Below are 16,204 nucleotides of genomic sequence, written 5' to 3' on the forward strand. Positions count from 1 at the left end.
GCGGGCCAAGCTGCTTGCGGAGCAGCGCCTGCCCGAGCTTGTGCCGGCGCGCCAGCCGACGCGGGAGCTGCAGGAACCGGAGGCGCAGGCGTGTATGACTTCTTGAAATACCGGTCCGTCCACGGAAGGAAATACTTCCAGTTGGGCGCATCGGTATGTCCACCGTCGTGCTGCCGCCACGCGAGTTGGCCATCGAGGAGTCCAACGTTCACGCCGGGCATCTTCTCCGTCGTGTAATCGTCCGAGCGACCGAGATCCTTGGCGCCGAGTAGGCGGAAGACCGGCTGCGAGGCGATCGCGGCCATAAAACTTCCCTGATGGTCGAGCCACTTCGCGTCGCCTTTTTCTGGAACGCCGTAGCTGACGAATGTCAGGCGTGGCGCACAGAGCGCGAGTAGTTCGTGCGCGTCGACTGGGATGTCGCCGGCGTTCTTGCTCCCGAACGTCGCATCCGATGCGCCGTACTTGAGGAAGTTGCCGGCCATCCAGTGATATTCACCGGAGCCCGTGAGGCTCTCGACCGCTTCGCCCCAGTTGCGACGGTGCAGCTTCGCGCCGCCCTCGCCGGACGATCCGATCAGTACGACGGCGAAGCGCTGGTCGAACGCCATCGCCACGAGTGCAGCCTTTCCATATCGCGACACACCTTCGACGCCGACTTGCTTGGCATTGACGGCCTTGTCGGTTTCGAGATAGTCGAGCGCGCGTCCAGCGCCCCAACCCCACGCGCGCAGCGCACCCCAATCATCCGGCTTTCTCGGCTGGCCTTTGTTGACGAGACCGATGATTCCCTTTGTCAGTCCAGCGCCGTTGTCGGCCTGAATGCTGCCGGGATTCACAAACGCGAAACCCCAGCCGTCGACGATGAGCTGCTCTGTGTTCGGAGCGTCGCTGCCAGGTGCCGGGGGAGGAAAGGCGAATGCGCCCGGGGGCGGCGGCGGAGCAGGACGTCCTACTGCTTGTGCGAGCGGGCGAAAGCCGAAGAGAATCATCACCGGCGCCGACTTCGCTTCCGCCGGGAGGACGAGCGTCATCGAAATATCGACATTGATCGCAGGATACGCCGAGTTGTCGACGTGTCCGGCAAGCTGACGTCCGACGACGCGCCGACCCCCGACCATGCCTGTATCCGTCGCGGTCACCGTCCACGTGACCTTCGGGACATCCTTCGGAATACGTCCCAAGACTTCGCGCTCGAAGTCTTCGACGATCTCCGCGCGGCGTTGATTCCAGAGCGCCGGCGTCGTGACCTTCTTGCCGTTCTTCAGCGTGAGAACATCTGGAAGGTTCGGGAATGGATTCGCCGTTGCTTCATCATAGTTCGCATGATTGGCGTCGGCTTCGTTGCCGCTCGGACCAGGGCGCAGCGCCTTGATGCCGAGCTGCTCCATCATGTTTCTGTGATCGTCCTGTGCCGTCCACGCTTTTGTATCGATCTGCGCTTGCTGCTGCGCGAACGCCGATGTGGCCGCAAAAGCGACCACCAGACTAGCGCGTGTCGCGATTCGAAGCGCGATGTGTACTCGAGCGTAGTTCGTCATTCCCCGTCTCATATCAGAGTGAGCTGATCGCTACCATCGATCTGTTCGGAACGGCGCGGCCGGCAGCTGTTGACCGTTGTAGAGATTCGCGTGATCAGGATTGTTCGCCCACGCATAGCGCACCGCGGTTGGATTCGTCACGCGATCGCTCCACACCTTCACCTGATTCCCGGTGATTCGCGCGCTGGCCCAGACGAAGTGGTGATCGGCGCCGGCGATCGAAAAGCCGCCGACGGTTCCGTCGGTCGATCGGGCATTCATTCCGCTGGCATTGTCGAACGTGACAACGATGGTATCTCCACGCACGACGTGCGACCGATACGTTGGGCCGGATGCAACGATGCTTTCTCCGTATGCCACGCGTTCAGCAACGCGCGCGAGGCGCGCGCCAACGTCCTGCTTGTTTCGCGGATGGAGCTCGCTTTCGCCGACGTCGATCGCGATTGCCTGGCCGGTCTTCGGAAGCGAAAGTGCAGCGGCCATCGACTCGCGCTGTGCGGCCCACGTCGCATTGATCGGCGGCACGGAGTCGGGCGTTCCAAAATTCGGGAGCTGCACCCAGAGGAACGGAAACACGTCGCGCCCCGATCCCCACGCGTGGCGCCAACTCTCGATCAGCGTCTGGAACTGCGCGCGATACGCCGAGGCCTGCTGCATGTTGTTCGCGTTCGACTCGCCCTGGTACCAGAGTACACCTTTGATCGCAAAGCGCAGCAGCGGGTTGAGCATTTTGTTATACAGCACGCTCGGCACCTTGTTGATCTGCTGGCCGTCGGGCTGAAACGAGACGACACCAACTTTGAATTTCCACGAACCGGCAAGCGACCGTTGCGAACCGTCGCCAAAAACAAGCGACGCCGCCCCGTTGATTCCACCGCCGCCGCCGCCGTCAGCCACGCGCACGGCAAGCACGTTTCGTCCAGCATGCAGCGCGCTCGCCGCGACTGGATATCGTCGTGCGACGTTGTAGCCGTTCGTCCGGCCCACTTCGACACCATTCACCCAGGTGATGTCGTCATCGTCGATCGCCGCGAGCGACACGGTGACGCCCGCGGCGATTTCCTTCTCGGTGAGCTGGAACGCCAGCCGATACCATGCGACGCCGTCCATGCCCGTGTAGCCGTTCTCCTCCCAGTAGGCAGGCACCGGCATTTCCGACCATGCGGCATCACTGAATGCGGGATCGGCCCACAACGCGTGCCCGTCAACGAGTCCTGAGTCGATCGTGGGAAGTCCGCCAAGCTTGATGCGAAGCGCGCTGCGCACACCGTTCACGCGGTCGTCTTCGGCGCGAAGGATTGCAGACCACGCGCTATCGCTGATATGCTGTGCGCGCCGATCGATCCACGTTTCGATGTTGCTGCCACCCCACGTGGTGTTGATGATGCCGATCGGAACGTTGACGGAGCGCCGAAGATCGCGCGCGAAGAAGTACGCGACACCGCTGAACGCGCCGACGTGCTGCGGGTCAGCCGACGACCACGAGCCGCCCGCGAGGTCGGCTTCGGGCGAATTGGCCCAAGACGTTGGTACCTTGAATTGACGGATCTTTAAATCGCTCGCGCTCGCGATTTCCTTGGCCGCGTTGTAGCTCTGGGCAACCGTGAACTCCATGTTCGACTGGCCAGAGGCCACCCACACGTCTCCCACCAGGACGTCGTGGAGGTCGATACGGCTCGTGCCCGATCGTACGCTCAGATCGAAGGGTCCCCCGGCCTGAGTTGCGGGGAGGCTGGTATTCCAGCGACCGTCGGCCGCCGCCACGGAGTAGCCGGTATGGCCACGAAAGACGACGGTGACCTGCTTTTTTGGTTCCGCCCAGCCCCAGATCGGTACTGGTTTGTCGCGCTGAAGGACCATTCCGTCGGCGAAGATGCGCGGGAGGCGCAGCGCCGCAACTTCTTTCGTGGAAGCCGTTTGCGCGACGGAAATCGGCGTTGAAGGCGCAAACTGCGCCGCGAGGATGAACCCCGAAACGAGCCAGAACGCACCACGACGTTGCGTTGCCATATTGTCATCTTATCACTATTCCGCCGATTGCGCGATACGGCGCTGCCCTCGACCAGGTCCTCGCTAGCGACGACCCTCCCGCGGCCGGCTTCCGAGGTCGATCACCGCTCGGCCGCCGGTGTCGCGGCTGTCAATCTCAAATCGGCTGAAGCGCAGCACGATCGTCTCGTCGAGAGGCCCCTGATCGTCGATCTGCCGCACGAGCAGCGCCTGCCGCTGCTTGAGCAGGTCGATACGCCGTTGCAGGTCCGACGCGTGGTCGCGAGCCCGGGCGAGGTCTACACGCGTCGTGCTACGGGTTTTGTTCAACTCCTCCACCGTTGCCAGCTGCCGCTGCGCTTCCTGGTAGTCGGTGGTGAGCGAAGAGAGTGCCTCCTGCTGTGAAATGCGCTGCTGCTCCAGGTTGGCCCGCGCCGCCGACAGCGACAGATGGTCCGAGGCGACCGCGACATCGCTCAGCCGAAAGGTCACCGCCGGAGCACCCAGTGAATCGAGCACGTCGATGACCGCGCCGGGAATGCGCGTGCCGTTCACGCTGAGGCTCAAAAGCACGCCAGTGTGCGCGCCCGCGCGTTTGACGAGACGGATTTCGGCCGCCGAGGCTACTGCCCCCGTTCCTGCCTGCGACGGGGCTGTCGAGGGGGATGCGCTCATGTCGAAGCCACGCGCGTCGAATTGTGCGGTCGTCAGCGAATCTATTCGCAGCACGACGTGTACGACCGGCGACATCGAGACCCTGGGGGCGTCCTGCGCTGACACCGCCGAAACGGAGAGCGCGAGGACGACGACCGGCCCCGCGATTCGTGAGAACATGGAAGCGAACATGACTATTAGTGTGCCTCGACGCACGTCGGTTTGACAAGGCATCTGCTTGACGCCGTCCTGTTTCAGGACGGCGCAAGATTGAGGGCCGCCATTGAGTATTCTCTAACCGTCGAGATCGCGCGTCGTCGCCGTCTGTCGAGGCGCACGCGCGGTTTTCTCCGTCTGGCCAGCAAATGATCCGAGCCGTACATTAGAGCGAGACACATCGTCCGCCCTCCCACATTGCCCCGCCGGACTTGACTCAGGAAATCCGCGACCAACTGCAGGCCACACTGAGTGGCACGTACACGCTCGAGCGCGAGCTTGGCGGCGGCGGCATGTCGATGGTGTTCCTCGCCGAGGAGCACCGTCTCAAGCGAAAGGTCGTCGTCAAGGTGCTGTCGCCCGAGCTGGCGCAGGGCATCAGCGTCGAGCGGTTCGAGCGCGAAATCCAGACGGCTGCCGCGTTGCAGCAGGCGAACATCGTCCCGGTGTTGAGTGCGGGCGAGAGTAACGGTCTGCCGTTCTACACCATGCCGTTCGTCGAGGGCGAATCACTGCGCGCTCGACTCGGACGTGGTCCGCTGACGGTGACCGAAGCGATCGGCGTGCTGCGCGACGTGTCGAAGGCGCTGGCGTACGCGCATCAACGCGGCGTCGTTCACCGCGATATCAAGCCTGACAACGTACTGCTGTCAGGCGGCACGGCGGTGGTGACTGATTTCGGAATCGCCAAGGCCCTCAGCGCCGCACGCAATCAGAGCAGCAGCGCGACGCTCACGCAGATCGGAACGTCCATCGGCACGCCGGCGTACATGGCGCCTGAACAGGCGGCCGGCGACCCCGACATCGATCACCGCGCCGACATCTACGCGCTCGGCACCATGGCGTACGAGCTGCTGAGCGGCCAGGCGGTTTTTGCGAACCGCACGCCGCAGCGAATGCTCGCCGCGCACATGGGCGAGGCACCAAAGCCCATCACCGAATTCAGGAGCGACCTGCCACCGGCGCTCGTCGAACTGGTGATGGCCTGTCTGGCAAAGGATCCGAAGGATCGGCCGCAGCAGGCGTCGGACATTGCGCGAGTCCTCGACACGATCACGAGCGGCAGCGGCATGCACGCGATGCCGTCGGTTTTGCTCGGTGGACCGGCCATGTTCCGAAAGGCGCTGCTGTTGTACGCGGGAGCGTTCGCAGCGGTGGCAGTGCTCGCCAAGGCGGCGATCGTCGGCATCGGACTACCCGATTGGGTGTTTCCGGGTTCGTTGATCGTTATGGCGCTGGGGCTGCCCGTGGTGCTGTGGACGGGGTACGTCCAACGCGTCGCACGTCGCGCCATGACGATGACACCGACGTACACACCGGGCGGTTCGCCGGCGCCAATCCAGGGAACGATGGCGACGATGGCGCTGAAGGCCGCGCCGAAGATGACCTGGTACAAGGCCGCGCGTGGTGGCGCGTATGCGCTCGGTGCGTTCGTTGCGATCGTCGCCGTGTTCATGACGATGCGTGCGTTCGGTGTTGGTCCGTTCGGATCGTTGATCGCATCGGGTGAATTCAAGGCGCGCGACCGCGTCATCATCACCGACTTCACGGTGAGCAACGCCGACACGGCGCTCGGCCGCGTGGTTGCCGATGCGATTCGAGCTGGGCTCGGCGACTCTCGCGTGTTCAACCTCGTGACGCCCGCTGAGATTGGCGGCGCACTTCAACGGCTGCAGCAACCGCCCACCGCGCGCGTGAACCTGTCGATGGCGCGTCAGATTGCGCTACGCGAGGGAGTGAAGGCCATCGTCGATGGCGACGTCACGCAAGTCGGATCGAGTTACATCGTCGCGACGCGCCTCGTGACCGCCGACTCTGGGCGAGAGCTGGCGTCATTCCGCGGGACTGCATCGAGCTCAAACGCGATCATCAACGTCGCTGACGAGCTATCGCGAAAGCTTCGCGCGAAAGCGGGCGAATCACTCAAACGCGTGCAGGCCACGCCGGCGTTGGCGTACGCGTCGACGAGCTCACTCGACGCACTCCGCAAATACAGCGAAGCGGTGCGAGCGAACGACGGAGATCGCGACTACATCCGCGCAATTCGCTTGCTCCGCGAGTCCGTCGCGCTCGATTCAAACTTTGCTGAAGGTTGGCGCAAGCTGGCGGTCGCGATCCGAAACAGCGGCGGATTTGCACCATCGGCATCCGACTCGGCGATCACTCGCGCGTTCCAACTCCGCGATCGCATGACGGAGCGGGATCGCGATGCGGTTCTCGCGTACTACTACTCAGGAAGTCCGGCGTACGATCGCGCGAAAGCGATTGCGACGTACGAGCGCATGCTCGCGCGCGGAGACAGTCTCGTTGCGCTCAACAACCTCGGTGGCGAGTACCGGAAACGCCGCGAATTCGCGAAGGCGGAAAGCCTCTTCCGGGCCGCGATCGCGATCCAGCCGTCGAATCAAAGTGCGGTGTCGAATCTGCTCCTGACGCTCGGCGATCAAGCCAAGGTGGCTGTCGCCGAGTCAGTGTTTGCCGATGCAGACAAGCGTTTCCCAGGTTCGACAAACTTTAGCCAGTTGAACATTGGCCTGCTGAATTTCGAGGGCCGATTCGATGATGTCGCGAAGGCGCTCGACTCCGCGAGAAAGAAGGGCGATCCGAGATCGCCCTCCTTTGCCATTACGGAACTGTCGAACCTCGCGGCGCTCCGTGGTCGTCTACGCGAATCCAGTGATCTCGCACGACAAGCCCACGCTATCGATTCAGCTGCGGGGCAGCCGGCTCCCGCGGTTTTTCGAATTGCCGATGTGCTCGATAAGGCGATCGAGGCTGGCGCGCCATTCGACGCTCAGCTCAAGGCGTTCGACGACGCCGTCGAGAAGGCGCGGATTGAAGAGTGGCCGCTGAGCGATCGACCGTACCTGTATTTCGCGGAAATCAACGCGAAGGCGGGGCGCGCCGATCGCGCACGGACCTGGATCGCGCGGTACGATGCCGTGGTGCGAGATACTGCGTTGAAGCGCTGGAACACGCCTGACTTGCAGCACGTTCAGTTTCACGTCGCAGTGAGCGAGCGACGGTGGAAGGATGCAGCTGATCTCATCCGCAAAGCTGACCGTCGTCCCGATGGACCTGCTAACTCGTGCGCAGAGTGTCTCTCGCAAGAGCTGATCAATCTGTACGCGACGGCGGGCATGGCGGATTCCGCCCTGGCCACATATGCCGAGTATCGACGCACACCTGCGGGATCGCGCGCCAGACAGGGTCCCGATGAACTGATGGGCGCTGCTCGGACCGAAGCGCTCGCGAAGATGTTCGACGCAAAGGGCGACACCACGAACGCTGTGGCGCAATACCGCGACTTCATCGAGCTCTGGAAGAATTCCGACGCGGAGTTACAACCTCGCGTCGCCGCGGCGCGTGCGCGGCTTGCGCAACTAACGCCGGTCGAGCGCCCGAAGCGATAGGTTCAAGACCTACGGCAGTCCGAGCACTCCAGTCCCGAGTGCTTTGACTTGAGCCGCTAGCCGAGTCTTCGCGTCGTCGAGCTGCGTCTGTGCGTCTTTGTTGCGCTGTTCGACTTCCGACCGTAACTCCGCGACACGAGTCTGCACGAGTGCGAGTGCAGGTGCCGTGACCGAGTCGACCTGCGAGCGAACTCGCGCTTCGGCTTTCGCGACTTCGGTCCCGACCACGCTCTTCACTCCGTCGGCCACCGCGCGATCCAGATTCGAGCGGACGGCCAGCTTGGGCGACTGAAGCGTTCCTGAAATGTCCGCGTTCACGTTCACATCGTGAATCGATTGAATCACGCGCGTGACGAGTTGCTCCATCGTATTCAGCGCGCGCTTTCCGGTGGTGTCGATCGCCCACGCGACGTTCGGGGCAGCCATCGACCAGGAGCCAGAAATCGCGTCACCCTTCAGTTCGAGGCGAATGGTCGTCCGTGCCCGCCCCAACTCGGCGCGCAGTGGTGTTGACGGAAGTGCAAAGCCTGGGAGGCTCACTCCATCCGCACGCAGCTCGATGAGTTCCGCCGGCTTCGCTTTCACATGATCGACGCTGGCGTTTACGGCGAATGATTCGATCGCACTGCCCGTTGCCGAGCGTTCGAACGCGAAGCGCGTGGGCTGTCCGACGAGCGCTGGCTCGGTCGTGACGTTCGATGCCGCGAGCTTGTAGTCGCCGCGCGCTGCGCCGGCCGCATCGTCGAGGGCGACGGAGAGCTTGGCGTTCTGCAGTAGGAAGCGCGGATAGACGGCTTGCTTCACGAAATGAATCGTCGAGCCGGCGCGGCGCACGCGCTTCGGCCCGGGCGCTTCGCGCGGAACAAGTCCGGGCGGCGCGTACTCGCGCGCGAGCGACACCCAATACATCGCCTGATCGAACGCGTCGATGCTCACATGCCCGAAGAGCGCCGGCCCGATATTCGGTGCGTCGACTGTTGGAAGCTTGAGCAACCCGCGCGCGAAGTCGTAGTCGGCTCGGCGTGCTTCGTCAAGCGCTTTCGCGCTCGCTGCCAACGAATCGACGCTGACGCGCGCCGTCGTATACACAGCGTCGGCCTGTCGCCGGATCGAATCGATCTGACCCGTGAATCGCCGAAGGTCCGTGACTGCGTTACGGGTGCCTACGAGTCCGAGCGTACGGGGTGTCTGTCCCTTCAATCGCGCAAGTAATGCTTGGGCTGAATCGACGGTCGATCGCAACGGAATCTTCTGAACGGCCGTCGTCAGGACGCCGCGGAGAGAATCCCCGCGGGCTTTGAGCTCGTTCGCCCGTTTGACGGTGGTGAGCTTCGTTGGGTCGAGGACCAACGCCTTGATCGTGTCCACCGGCGTGAGCGACAGAATAGGCACGTCGAACTGCTGTTTCCACTGCGCGAGTGCCTGCATGGCGCGCGGTGCAAATCCGCCCTTCATGGCGCGCGCCGGTTTGGCGCGGCGAGTGTTGGCTCGCACGCCGTCGAGCGTGAGCTCGCGAATGACGATCTTCTTTTCGAGCAGCGCATCGGGTAGCAGCACGACGCGAGCGACGCGTGCCTCGACGAGATTCCGTCCGAGATCGCGCGGATCCGCGATCGCGATTCCGCTCAGCTCGACCGATGTATTGGCGAGGCCGATGTTCAGGCCAGCGATATCGACTTCGGTTCCGAGGGACTGCGTCGCCGAGTCCTGCAGCGTGGTGCGAATCCACAGTTTACCGAACACCAGCCACGCGACGATGACGACCGCGAGTCCGAACGCGAGCGCGAAGATTCCGCGCCAGCGAAAAACCGCAACGCGTGGTTGGGCCGCGGCGCTAGGGCTGGAACCAGCGATAGACATTGTACGCCTGCGAGGCGACGATGGTGTGGTAGATGCGCGTTTTGCGCAGTCGTTCGCCGATGGTAGCTCGATAGTGAATGACGCCGTAGCGCGCCGCGATGAACAGCGGGAGCACGAGCAGCAGCCAGACCAACACGCTGCCGAGAACGACGGTGTTGTTCAGATTGGTCGCCGCGAGCACGGGCGTTTGATCGAGGCGTTCCCAGGTCGGTCGCAGCCACGCGACGTCGACGAGCAGCCAATGTCCGATACGATCGAACAACGGATCGAGGATGAAGCCAAGTGGCGCGAAGAGCGCCATCGCGACCATACCGGCGCCAAATGAAACGTTCAGCAGCGCCAGGGCGACGATGATGATCAGGTTGTGTGCATTCACCAGCGGCGTGAGACCGAGCGATGCGCCGAGCGCGAAGCCGACGGCTATCTGCCCTGGCGTGCCGTCGGAGTGCAGTGTCTTGACGAGCGACTGCAGAAATTTGAGTAGCAGCATCGGATCATGAAGCTAGTCAACGCGCAGCGGCAACGCGCTTCAACTGTTCGCGAAGATCATTGATCTCAGATTGCGACCAATACTTTCCATCGGCGACAACGCCGGCGATGGTCCGCGTGTTCGCGATGTTCTCGAGCGGATTTGCCTGCAGAATCACGAGATCGGCGACGCGTCCTGATTGCACGCTGCCGTAGTCCGATGTTTTCCCATAGAAACGAGCTGGGTTGATCGTCGCCGTCTGCAGCGCTTCGAGCGGTGTGAACCCCGCGGCGACGAAGCGTTGCAATTCGAGATGCAGGCTGATGCCCGGCGTCACGTCGACACCCGCGGGCGTATCGGTACCAGCGAGAAAGGGCACGCCTGCCGCGTGCAGTTTCCGAACGATGTCCAATTCGTGATCGACGAACCGGCGTCGTACAGCTAACGCGTCGGCGTCCATGCTCTCGAGCACTCCCTTCTGCATCGACGGATACTTCTTGTCGATCCAGGTGCGTGGCGTGTATGCGAGGTCTGGATCCTTCTTCCAGTCGATGACGTCGACGAGCCACTGGCCGCGTTCCCAAAAGAGCGTTGGGCACTGCCACACGTTCTTGCTCGCCAACAACCGGATGACATTCGCTTCTCGCGTTGAGTCGTAGCGGGTGAGAAAGGTGGCGAGGCTTTTGTTGGCCGCTGCCTCCTTTCCCGCGCCGTACCGGCGCTTGATCAGAGAATCCTCGTCTGGCGTACTCGCTTCGAAGATGCCGATGAGATGTTCGAAGGTGCGCTGCCCTGCCGCGACGGCTTCAGATGCGCGGATGGCGTCAGGAACATGCCCCTCGAATTCGATGCCCAGCTTCTTCGCCTCTGTGGCGATTGCGAAGTACGCGTCTCGCGGCACGCCGGACTGAATCTTGATGAAGTCGACACCCTTCGCCTTGAGCATCGCCACTGCCTTTCGTCCGTCGTCAGGTGTTGCGATCGCGATCGATGCCGCAAACGACACCTTGGGGCCGTCGAGCATCGGGCCTGAGACGACCATGCGCGGACCGACCAGTTTGTGCGCGGTGACTTCTGTCCGCGCGCGAAGCACCGCGTCGAGATCGCTGCCCATATCGCGAATGCCAGTCACACCGTTCGCGATGAAAAGCGGTAGCACGTATGTGTCGCCGAAATCGCGGCTCCAGCCGAAGTAGGCGTGCGTGTGCATGTCCCAGAGTCCGGGAATGACATACATGCCTTTCGCATCTACAACTCGGCCGCCCGACTTGGGCGGCGCCGACGCCGGTCCGACGCTCACGATTCGATTGCCGTTGACTACTACGGTCGAGCCGCGTCGCAGGCTGCCATCCGAGACGTCGACGACCGTGGCGTTGGTGATCGTCAGCGTTTGCGCCGAAAGGCACGGAGTCGCGAGTGCGATAACGAATAGAAGATGTCTAAATAGCTGCATCACGTGGCTCTCAGCGAGTTGCAATTCCGCCCCAACACCGCGACGGTAACGCGATTCGGCCGTCGCGCGTGAACCGCCCGAGCCGATCATCGATTGCCGTACGAACGGCATCGCGCTCTGCGTTCGAGAGGGACCGGATGAGTGGTCCGAGCGCCGTGACCTCCACGAGAAACGTCCAATAGGCATTCGTATCGTCAAAGATCCACGTCATGTCGACAGGCTCGATGTGCGTGGATGCGAACTTCGCGCTGTCGAGCAGCGCCTGGAGTCTTTCGCGATCGCCTAGCGCGAGAATGCCCGGCTGCCAATCGCCCGTCGGTTTGGCCAAATGACCGGTTTCAACGAGGACGCCAGCGGGAATGGACGCGAATGGGTTTTCGCTCGGTTCGGTGAACACTGCGAAGACGAGACGTCCACCCGGAACGAGAACACGCCGGCATTCGCGAAGCGCTGCCGCGGGATCGGGCATGAGCATGAATCCCCAGCGACAGAGCACGCCGTCGAACGATGCATCGTCGAGGTCCATGGCCTGCGCATCGAGGACGCGATACTCCACGTTCGTGACACCGAGTTCGGCGCCGCGCTTCCGCGCGGCATCGACCATGGCTGGGGCAATGTCGGTGGACACCAGCCGTCCACCGCCGAGTCGTCGCGCGGCCAGGAATCCGGTTTCTCCTGGACCTGCGGCAATCTCCAAGACGCGTTGGCCGTCGGTTGGCCGAAGGTGATCAACCATCCAATCGTGGATTGGGCGCGACGCCGTGAGCAGGGATTCGCGTTGCTCATACCACTTCCCGGCCTGACTTTCCCAGTCCTGTCGCACACGCTCGGTAGTCGTATCGGTCATCGGACTCCTCAATTGTCTAGCTAGTTCGCCGCCTTCGCAGTTTATCGTCCCGTGCCTGCTACCACCGGAAGAATGAGTCGGGACAGGTGCGTCGCCGAGTGATGTACGGAGTTCTTCGCGACACGCCACGTTGTCTCGTCGTAGTTGTGTCCGCCCGTGTTCAGGTTGCGATCGAAGCGGGGAAAGTTCGAGCTCGATATCTGCACGCGCAGCCGATGTCCCGGCGGCAGATACCACGATGTCGCGTGTAGATCGACGGGCACTTCGTACACCGTGTTCGGCGCCATCATCTTCGGCTTGTCGAAGCCGTCGCGATACCGCACGCGTGTAATACCTTCGATCATGTTCATCGAACGACCATCGGGAAAGACGTCCAGCAGCTTCACAGTGACGTCCGTGTCGAGCGCGTCGGAACTGAAGCTCACGATAGCGCGCATCGTTCCGGTGAGCTCGAGACCATCGCGAAGTACATCGCCGGTGTAGACGAGGACGTCGGGCCGCGCCTCGATGTCGGCGTGATCGAACGAACCAGGAACGTCTTTCGGATTGCCGGTGCAGCAGATCGAACCGCCGCGCGACGGAACCGGATTCTCTGGGTCGTATGTGAATGTGTCTGCCGGCGCGTTTGCCGGCGGTGGCGTGAGGGTCAAGCGACCATTTCCCTTTGCCGTATTCGCGCTGCCGCCGCTCGCGAGATAGAACGGCGTCTCACGCATGCCTGCGACGGGCCACGTGTTGGACGAACGCCATGCGTTACGACCGATCGTGTAGTACTGGATGCGCGGCAGCGAATCGATCGCGTGCTCGTTTCCTCTGAGCCAGCGGTCGAACCAGGCGAGGTAGATGTCCCAGTTGTGGAGGCGTGCATCGCCGACGTCGAGCGAGCCTGCCTTCGTCTGACTCGACGCGCGCTCTGATGCGCAGTGCGTGGTTGGCGAGATGATGGCGTACTGGTTTTCGCGCGCGCGTGCATTCGTTCCGTTCTTCTGGAAGATGGCGCGCTCCTCGAGCGCTTCGCTGGCCATGTCGAACCACGACGAGACATGCAGCGCGGCCACGCTCACGCTGTCGTCTGCGGTCAGATAACCCTGCTTGTCCCACCACGGATCGTCGGGCGACCGCTCGAGAAAATTCCGCCAATCCCACGATGGCGAGCCGGCGCGATCGGTCATGTCTATAAGCGGGAGGCTGCGCAGGAAGCTCGCGGCCTCGACCTTTGGTGGCGGACGCTGCCCCTTATCGAGCGACGCCCACGTCGGCATCCAGCCAAAGTTGATCGACACCGCGGTCGCTCCACCTTCGACCGATCCCCAGAACGTGCGATGGCGCCCAACGCGTCCGAGATTTCCGCCAGCCGCCTGTGCGATGGCGGCGATGTGCATTGGATGGCGCTGCTGTGCGGCCACGATCTGCTGTTCGCCGAGGTATGAGCAGCCGAAGGTGCCGATACGCTTGGTGCTCCACGGCTGCGCGCCTGCCCAGTCGAACGCGTCGGTCCAGTCAGTGATGTCGCCTTCGTAGACGTGGAATTGCCCTTCCGACGCAAACTTGCCGCGTACGTCCTGCACGGCCACCGCATAGCCGTGCGACGCGAAATAGTTCGCCGGCCCCGCGTTCCCATTCTTGTTGTAGGGAGTGCGCATGAGGATTGTCGGAAGCGGCCCAGTCATATCTGACGGGCGATAGAGATCGGTGGCTAGCCGAACGCCGTCGCGCATCGGCACCATTATGGATCGCTCAACCGTTACCTGATGCGTGCCAACAGGGCGGGGAAAGGGACCCTCGACTTGGGCGTGGGCCTGCGTCGAGACAACGAGCGCAGCGAGACTTCCGAGCGCAAAGCGAAGGCGAGTCAAACGAGGCCGCATCGTCATGGGCATTTCCTTCATTCTCAGGAAGGTGACTACAGCACTGGCGCCAGGAATTCGCGTCACCTAACACTGAGGGCGAACCCGGCAGAATGCGAGCGCCCGACGCACGAGGGGCCGATCTCTCGGTGAGGACTGCACCGGGAAATCGGCCCCATTCGTAGCGGCAATCTGGAAACGGCCGCGGTAGCGCATTGCGCGTTTAGCTCGACGCGTCTAGTTCCCCCCGCGACGCCCCGCCGGAATTGCCGGCATCTGATCCGGAGCGAACCTCGGCAACATCTGATCGCGGTTCGCCAGGTGAATCATGAGCGACGCCGTGATCACCGCGTTGTGCATCACGTCTTCCGGCACGATACGCTCGTACGTGTCGAGGTTCGTGTGCCACGTGGTGCTGTTGTACTCGATGTTGTCCTGCTGTGTGCCGATGCCGGGCAGGCCGGCCACCGCGAATGCACCGTTGTCGCTGCCGCCTTCGACGCGCGCCGTCGACGCCGATGCTCCGTAGATGCCCCACTCCTCGAACGGCTTGAAGTACTGTGCGACGATCGCCGCCGCTTCCGGCGGCCCAAACACCGACGCGCCGCGCACGCGCCCCGTGCCGTCGTCGATGTTCCAATACGCGTCGAGCTTGTTGAAGTCTTTTGTTGGCGATTCGGCGCTGCCGAAATGGTCTTTGACGTATGCGAAGGATCCAAGCAGGCCTTCTTCCTCGCCGCTCCAGAGTGCGACGCGAATCGTGCGGCGCGGCTTGGCGCCCGTCGCGAGAAGGATGCGTGCGGCTTCCATCATGATGGCGCAGCCGATGGCGTTGTCCGTAGCGCCAGTCGCGCTGGTCCACGAGTCGAGATGACCGCCGAGCATCACGACTTCGTCCGACTTGTCGGTGCCGGGAATTTCGGCGACCGTGACGTACGAGGTCTTGCCCTCGGGGAAGTACTGATTCTCGACGTTGAACTCGACCTTCACCGGCGTGCCGTCGGCGATGATGCGGAAGATTCGGCCGTAGTCATCGGTGCGAAGAATGACGGCCGGCGGCTGCGGCGTAGTGTCGTTGTAGATCTGCCCCGCGCCGTTCTGTGCGACGATGACGCCCGGAATTCGGCCGCCGCCCTGCGCATTCAGCTTGAGCGCAGGCATGTTCTCGCGAAGGAACGCTGTAATACGCTGATTGACCTGCTGCGCCGAGAGGTGTCCTTCGGGCGGCGGCGTTTGTGCGCCGCGACCACCGCGTCCACCACCAGCACCGCCGGGCCCACCACCGCGTCCGCCGCGACCACCCTCTGGCGCGTTGGGATCGGGCTGGTAGCGCGCCTTGGCCTGCTCGTCGGGCGTGCGCTTGGGACGCTCATTGAAATTCACCGGCACGTTCGGCGGCGCGCCAACCATGACGATGCCGCCCTTCACCTTCGATGCGAGTGGCTTCAGGAATGCCGTGAGCTCTTCGTCGGTCGGTGATTCAGGCGGTACGATACTCACGACTTCGCCGCTGACGGTGCCCTTGGTCGATGGCGACCACGGTACCGCTTCGAATTTGAGATTCGCTTTCACGGGCGACGTGATGAATCCCGTCGCCTTGCCCGGCAGCCAACCAACACCACGCCAGGTGAACGGCTCGAGGTGCGCGTTCTTCATGCCCCAACTCGTCATCGTCTTCACTGCCCAGTTGGCGGCGGCAACGTGGTTAGGCGAGCCGATCGGGCGTGGGCCGTAAACGTCCGTGAGAAAATGCTCGATCCACATGATCTTCGAGTGGTCGAGACCCTCAGTGCGAATCTTTGCGTTCAGATCGGCGTCGATGCGCTCCGCTTGTTGTGCAGACGCCGCAGTCGCGACCGAGAGAAGAAGAATTGCCGTGTGTCGGCAAGTCCTGGCGAACATAAGGAGCTCCTTG

The 16,204-nt window shown here is 62.9% G+C and carries 9 protein-coding genes and 1 pseudogene; 1 reads left to right on the plus strand and 9 read right to left on the minus strand.

What is annotated here, in order from left to right; all coding sequences use genetic code 11:
* Positions 1-89 precede the first annotated feature (89 nt).
* The 3 genes and pseudogenes from AC6H4Z_RS01300 to AC6H4Z_RS01310 form a co-directional block, all read right to left on the minus strand.
* Positions 90-1,541 (minus strand): annotated as a pseudogene (locus AC6H4Z_RS01300) (glucuronyl esterase domain-containing protein); the annotation flags it as partial.
* A gap of 30 nt (positions 1,542-1,571) precedes the next feature.
* A complete protein-coding gene (locus tag AC6H4Z_RS01305) occupies positions 1,572-3,551 on the minus strand; it encodes a sialate O-acetylesterase (protein ID WP_497544924.1) in 1,980 nt (659 codons plus the stop codon).
* Positions 3,552-3,614: 63 nt separating this feature from the next.
* Positions 3,615-4,376 carry a hypothetical protein gene (locus AC6H4Z_RS01310; RefSeq protein WP_497544925.1) on the minus strand — a complete coding sequence of 254 codons (762 nt, stop codon included), beginning with the start codon at positions 4,374-4,376 and terminating at the stop codon, positions 3,615-3,617.
* 236 nt (positions 4,377-4,612) lie between these two features.
* Between AC6H4Z_RS01310 and AC6H4Z_RS01315 the strand changes: the two genes are divergently transcribed.
* Positions 4,613-7,813 (plus strand): protein kinase domain-containing protein, encoded by a 3,201-nt coding sequence (locus tag AC6H4Z_RS01315; RefSeq protein WP_497544926.1) that lies wholly within the window; start codon positions 4,613-4,615, stop codon positions 7,811-7,813.
* 9 nt (positions 7,814-7,822) lie between these two features.
* Here AC6H4Z_RS01315 and AC6H4Z_RS01320 read toward each other — a convergent pair whose 3' ends face one another.
* The 6 genes from AC6H4Z_RS01320 to AC6H4Z_RS01345 all read right to left on the minus strand — a co-directional run bounded on the left by AC6H4Z_RS01320 (position 7,823) and on the right by AC6H4Z_RS01345 (position 16,191).
* Positions 7,823-9,673 (minus strand): TIGR03545 family protein, encoded by a 1,851-nt coding sequence (locus AC6H4Z_RS01320; RefSeq protein ID WP_497544927.1) that lies wholly within the window; start codon positions 9,671-9,673, stop codon positions 7,823-7,825.
* The gene (locus tag AC6H4Z_RS01325) at positions 9,648-10,163 is read right to left on the minus strand and encodes a TIGR03546 family protein (RefSeq protein ID WP_497544928.1); all 516 of its coding nucleotides are present in this window, start codon (positions 10,161-10,163) and stop codon (positions 9,648-9,650) included. The genes AC6H4Z_RS01320 and AC6H4Z_RS01325 overlap by 26 nt, the downstream gene beginning before the upstream one ends.
* Positions 10,164-10,179: 16 nt before the next feature.
* Complete coding sequence (locus AC6H4Z_RS01330) at positions 10,180-11,595, minus strand: amidohydrolase family protein (RefSeq protein ID WP_497544929.1); 1,416 nt, start codon at positions 11,593-11,595, stop codon at positions 10,180-10,182.
* Between the two features lie 10 nt (positions 11,596-11,605).
* A complete protein-coding gene (locus tag AC6H4Z_RS01335; RefSeq protein ID WP_497544930.1) occupies positions 11,606-12,442 on the minus strand; it encodes a class I SAM-dependent methyltransferase in 837 nt (278 codons plus the stop codon).
* A gap of 41 nt (positions 12,443-12,483) precedes the next feature.
* The gene (locus AC6H4Z_RS01340; protein ID WP_497544931.1) at positions 12,484-14,316 is read right to left on the minus strand and encodes a CocE/NonD family hydrolase; all 1,833 of its coding nucleotides are present in this window, start codon (positions 14,314-14,316) and stop codon (positions 12,484-12,486) included.
* A gap of 210 nt (positions 14,317-14,526) precedes the next feature.
* Complete coding sequence (locus tag AC6H4Z_RS01345) at positions 14,527-16,191, minus strand: M20/M25/M40 family metallo-hydrolase (protein WP_497544932.1); 1,665 nt, start codon at positions 16,189-16,191, stop codon at positions 14,527-14,529.
* Positions 16,192-16,204: the final 13 nt, after the last annotated feature.

This window comes from Leucogemmata humicola (genome assembly GCF_055379415.1).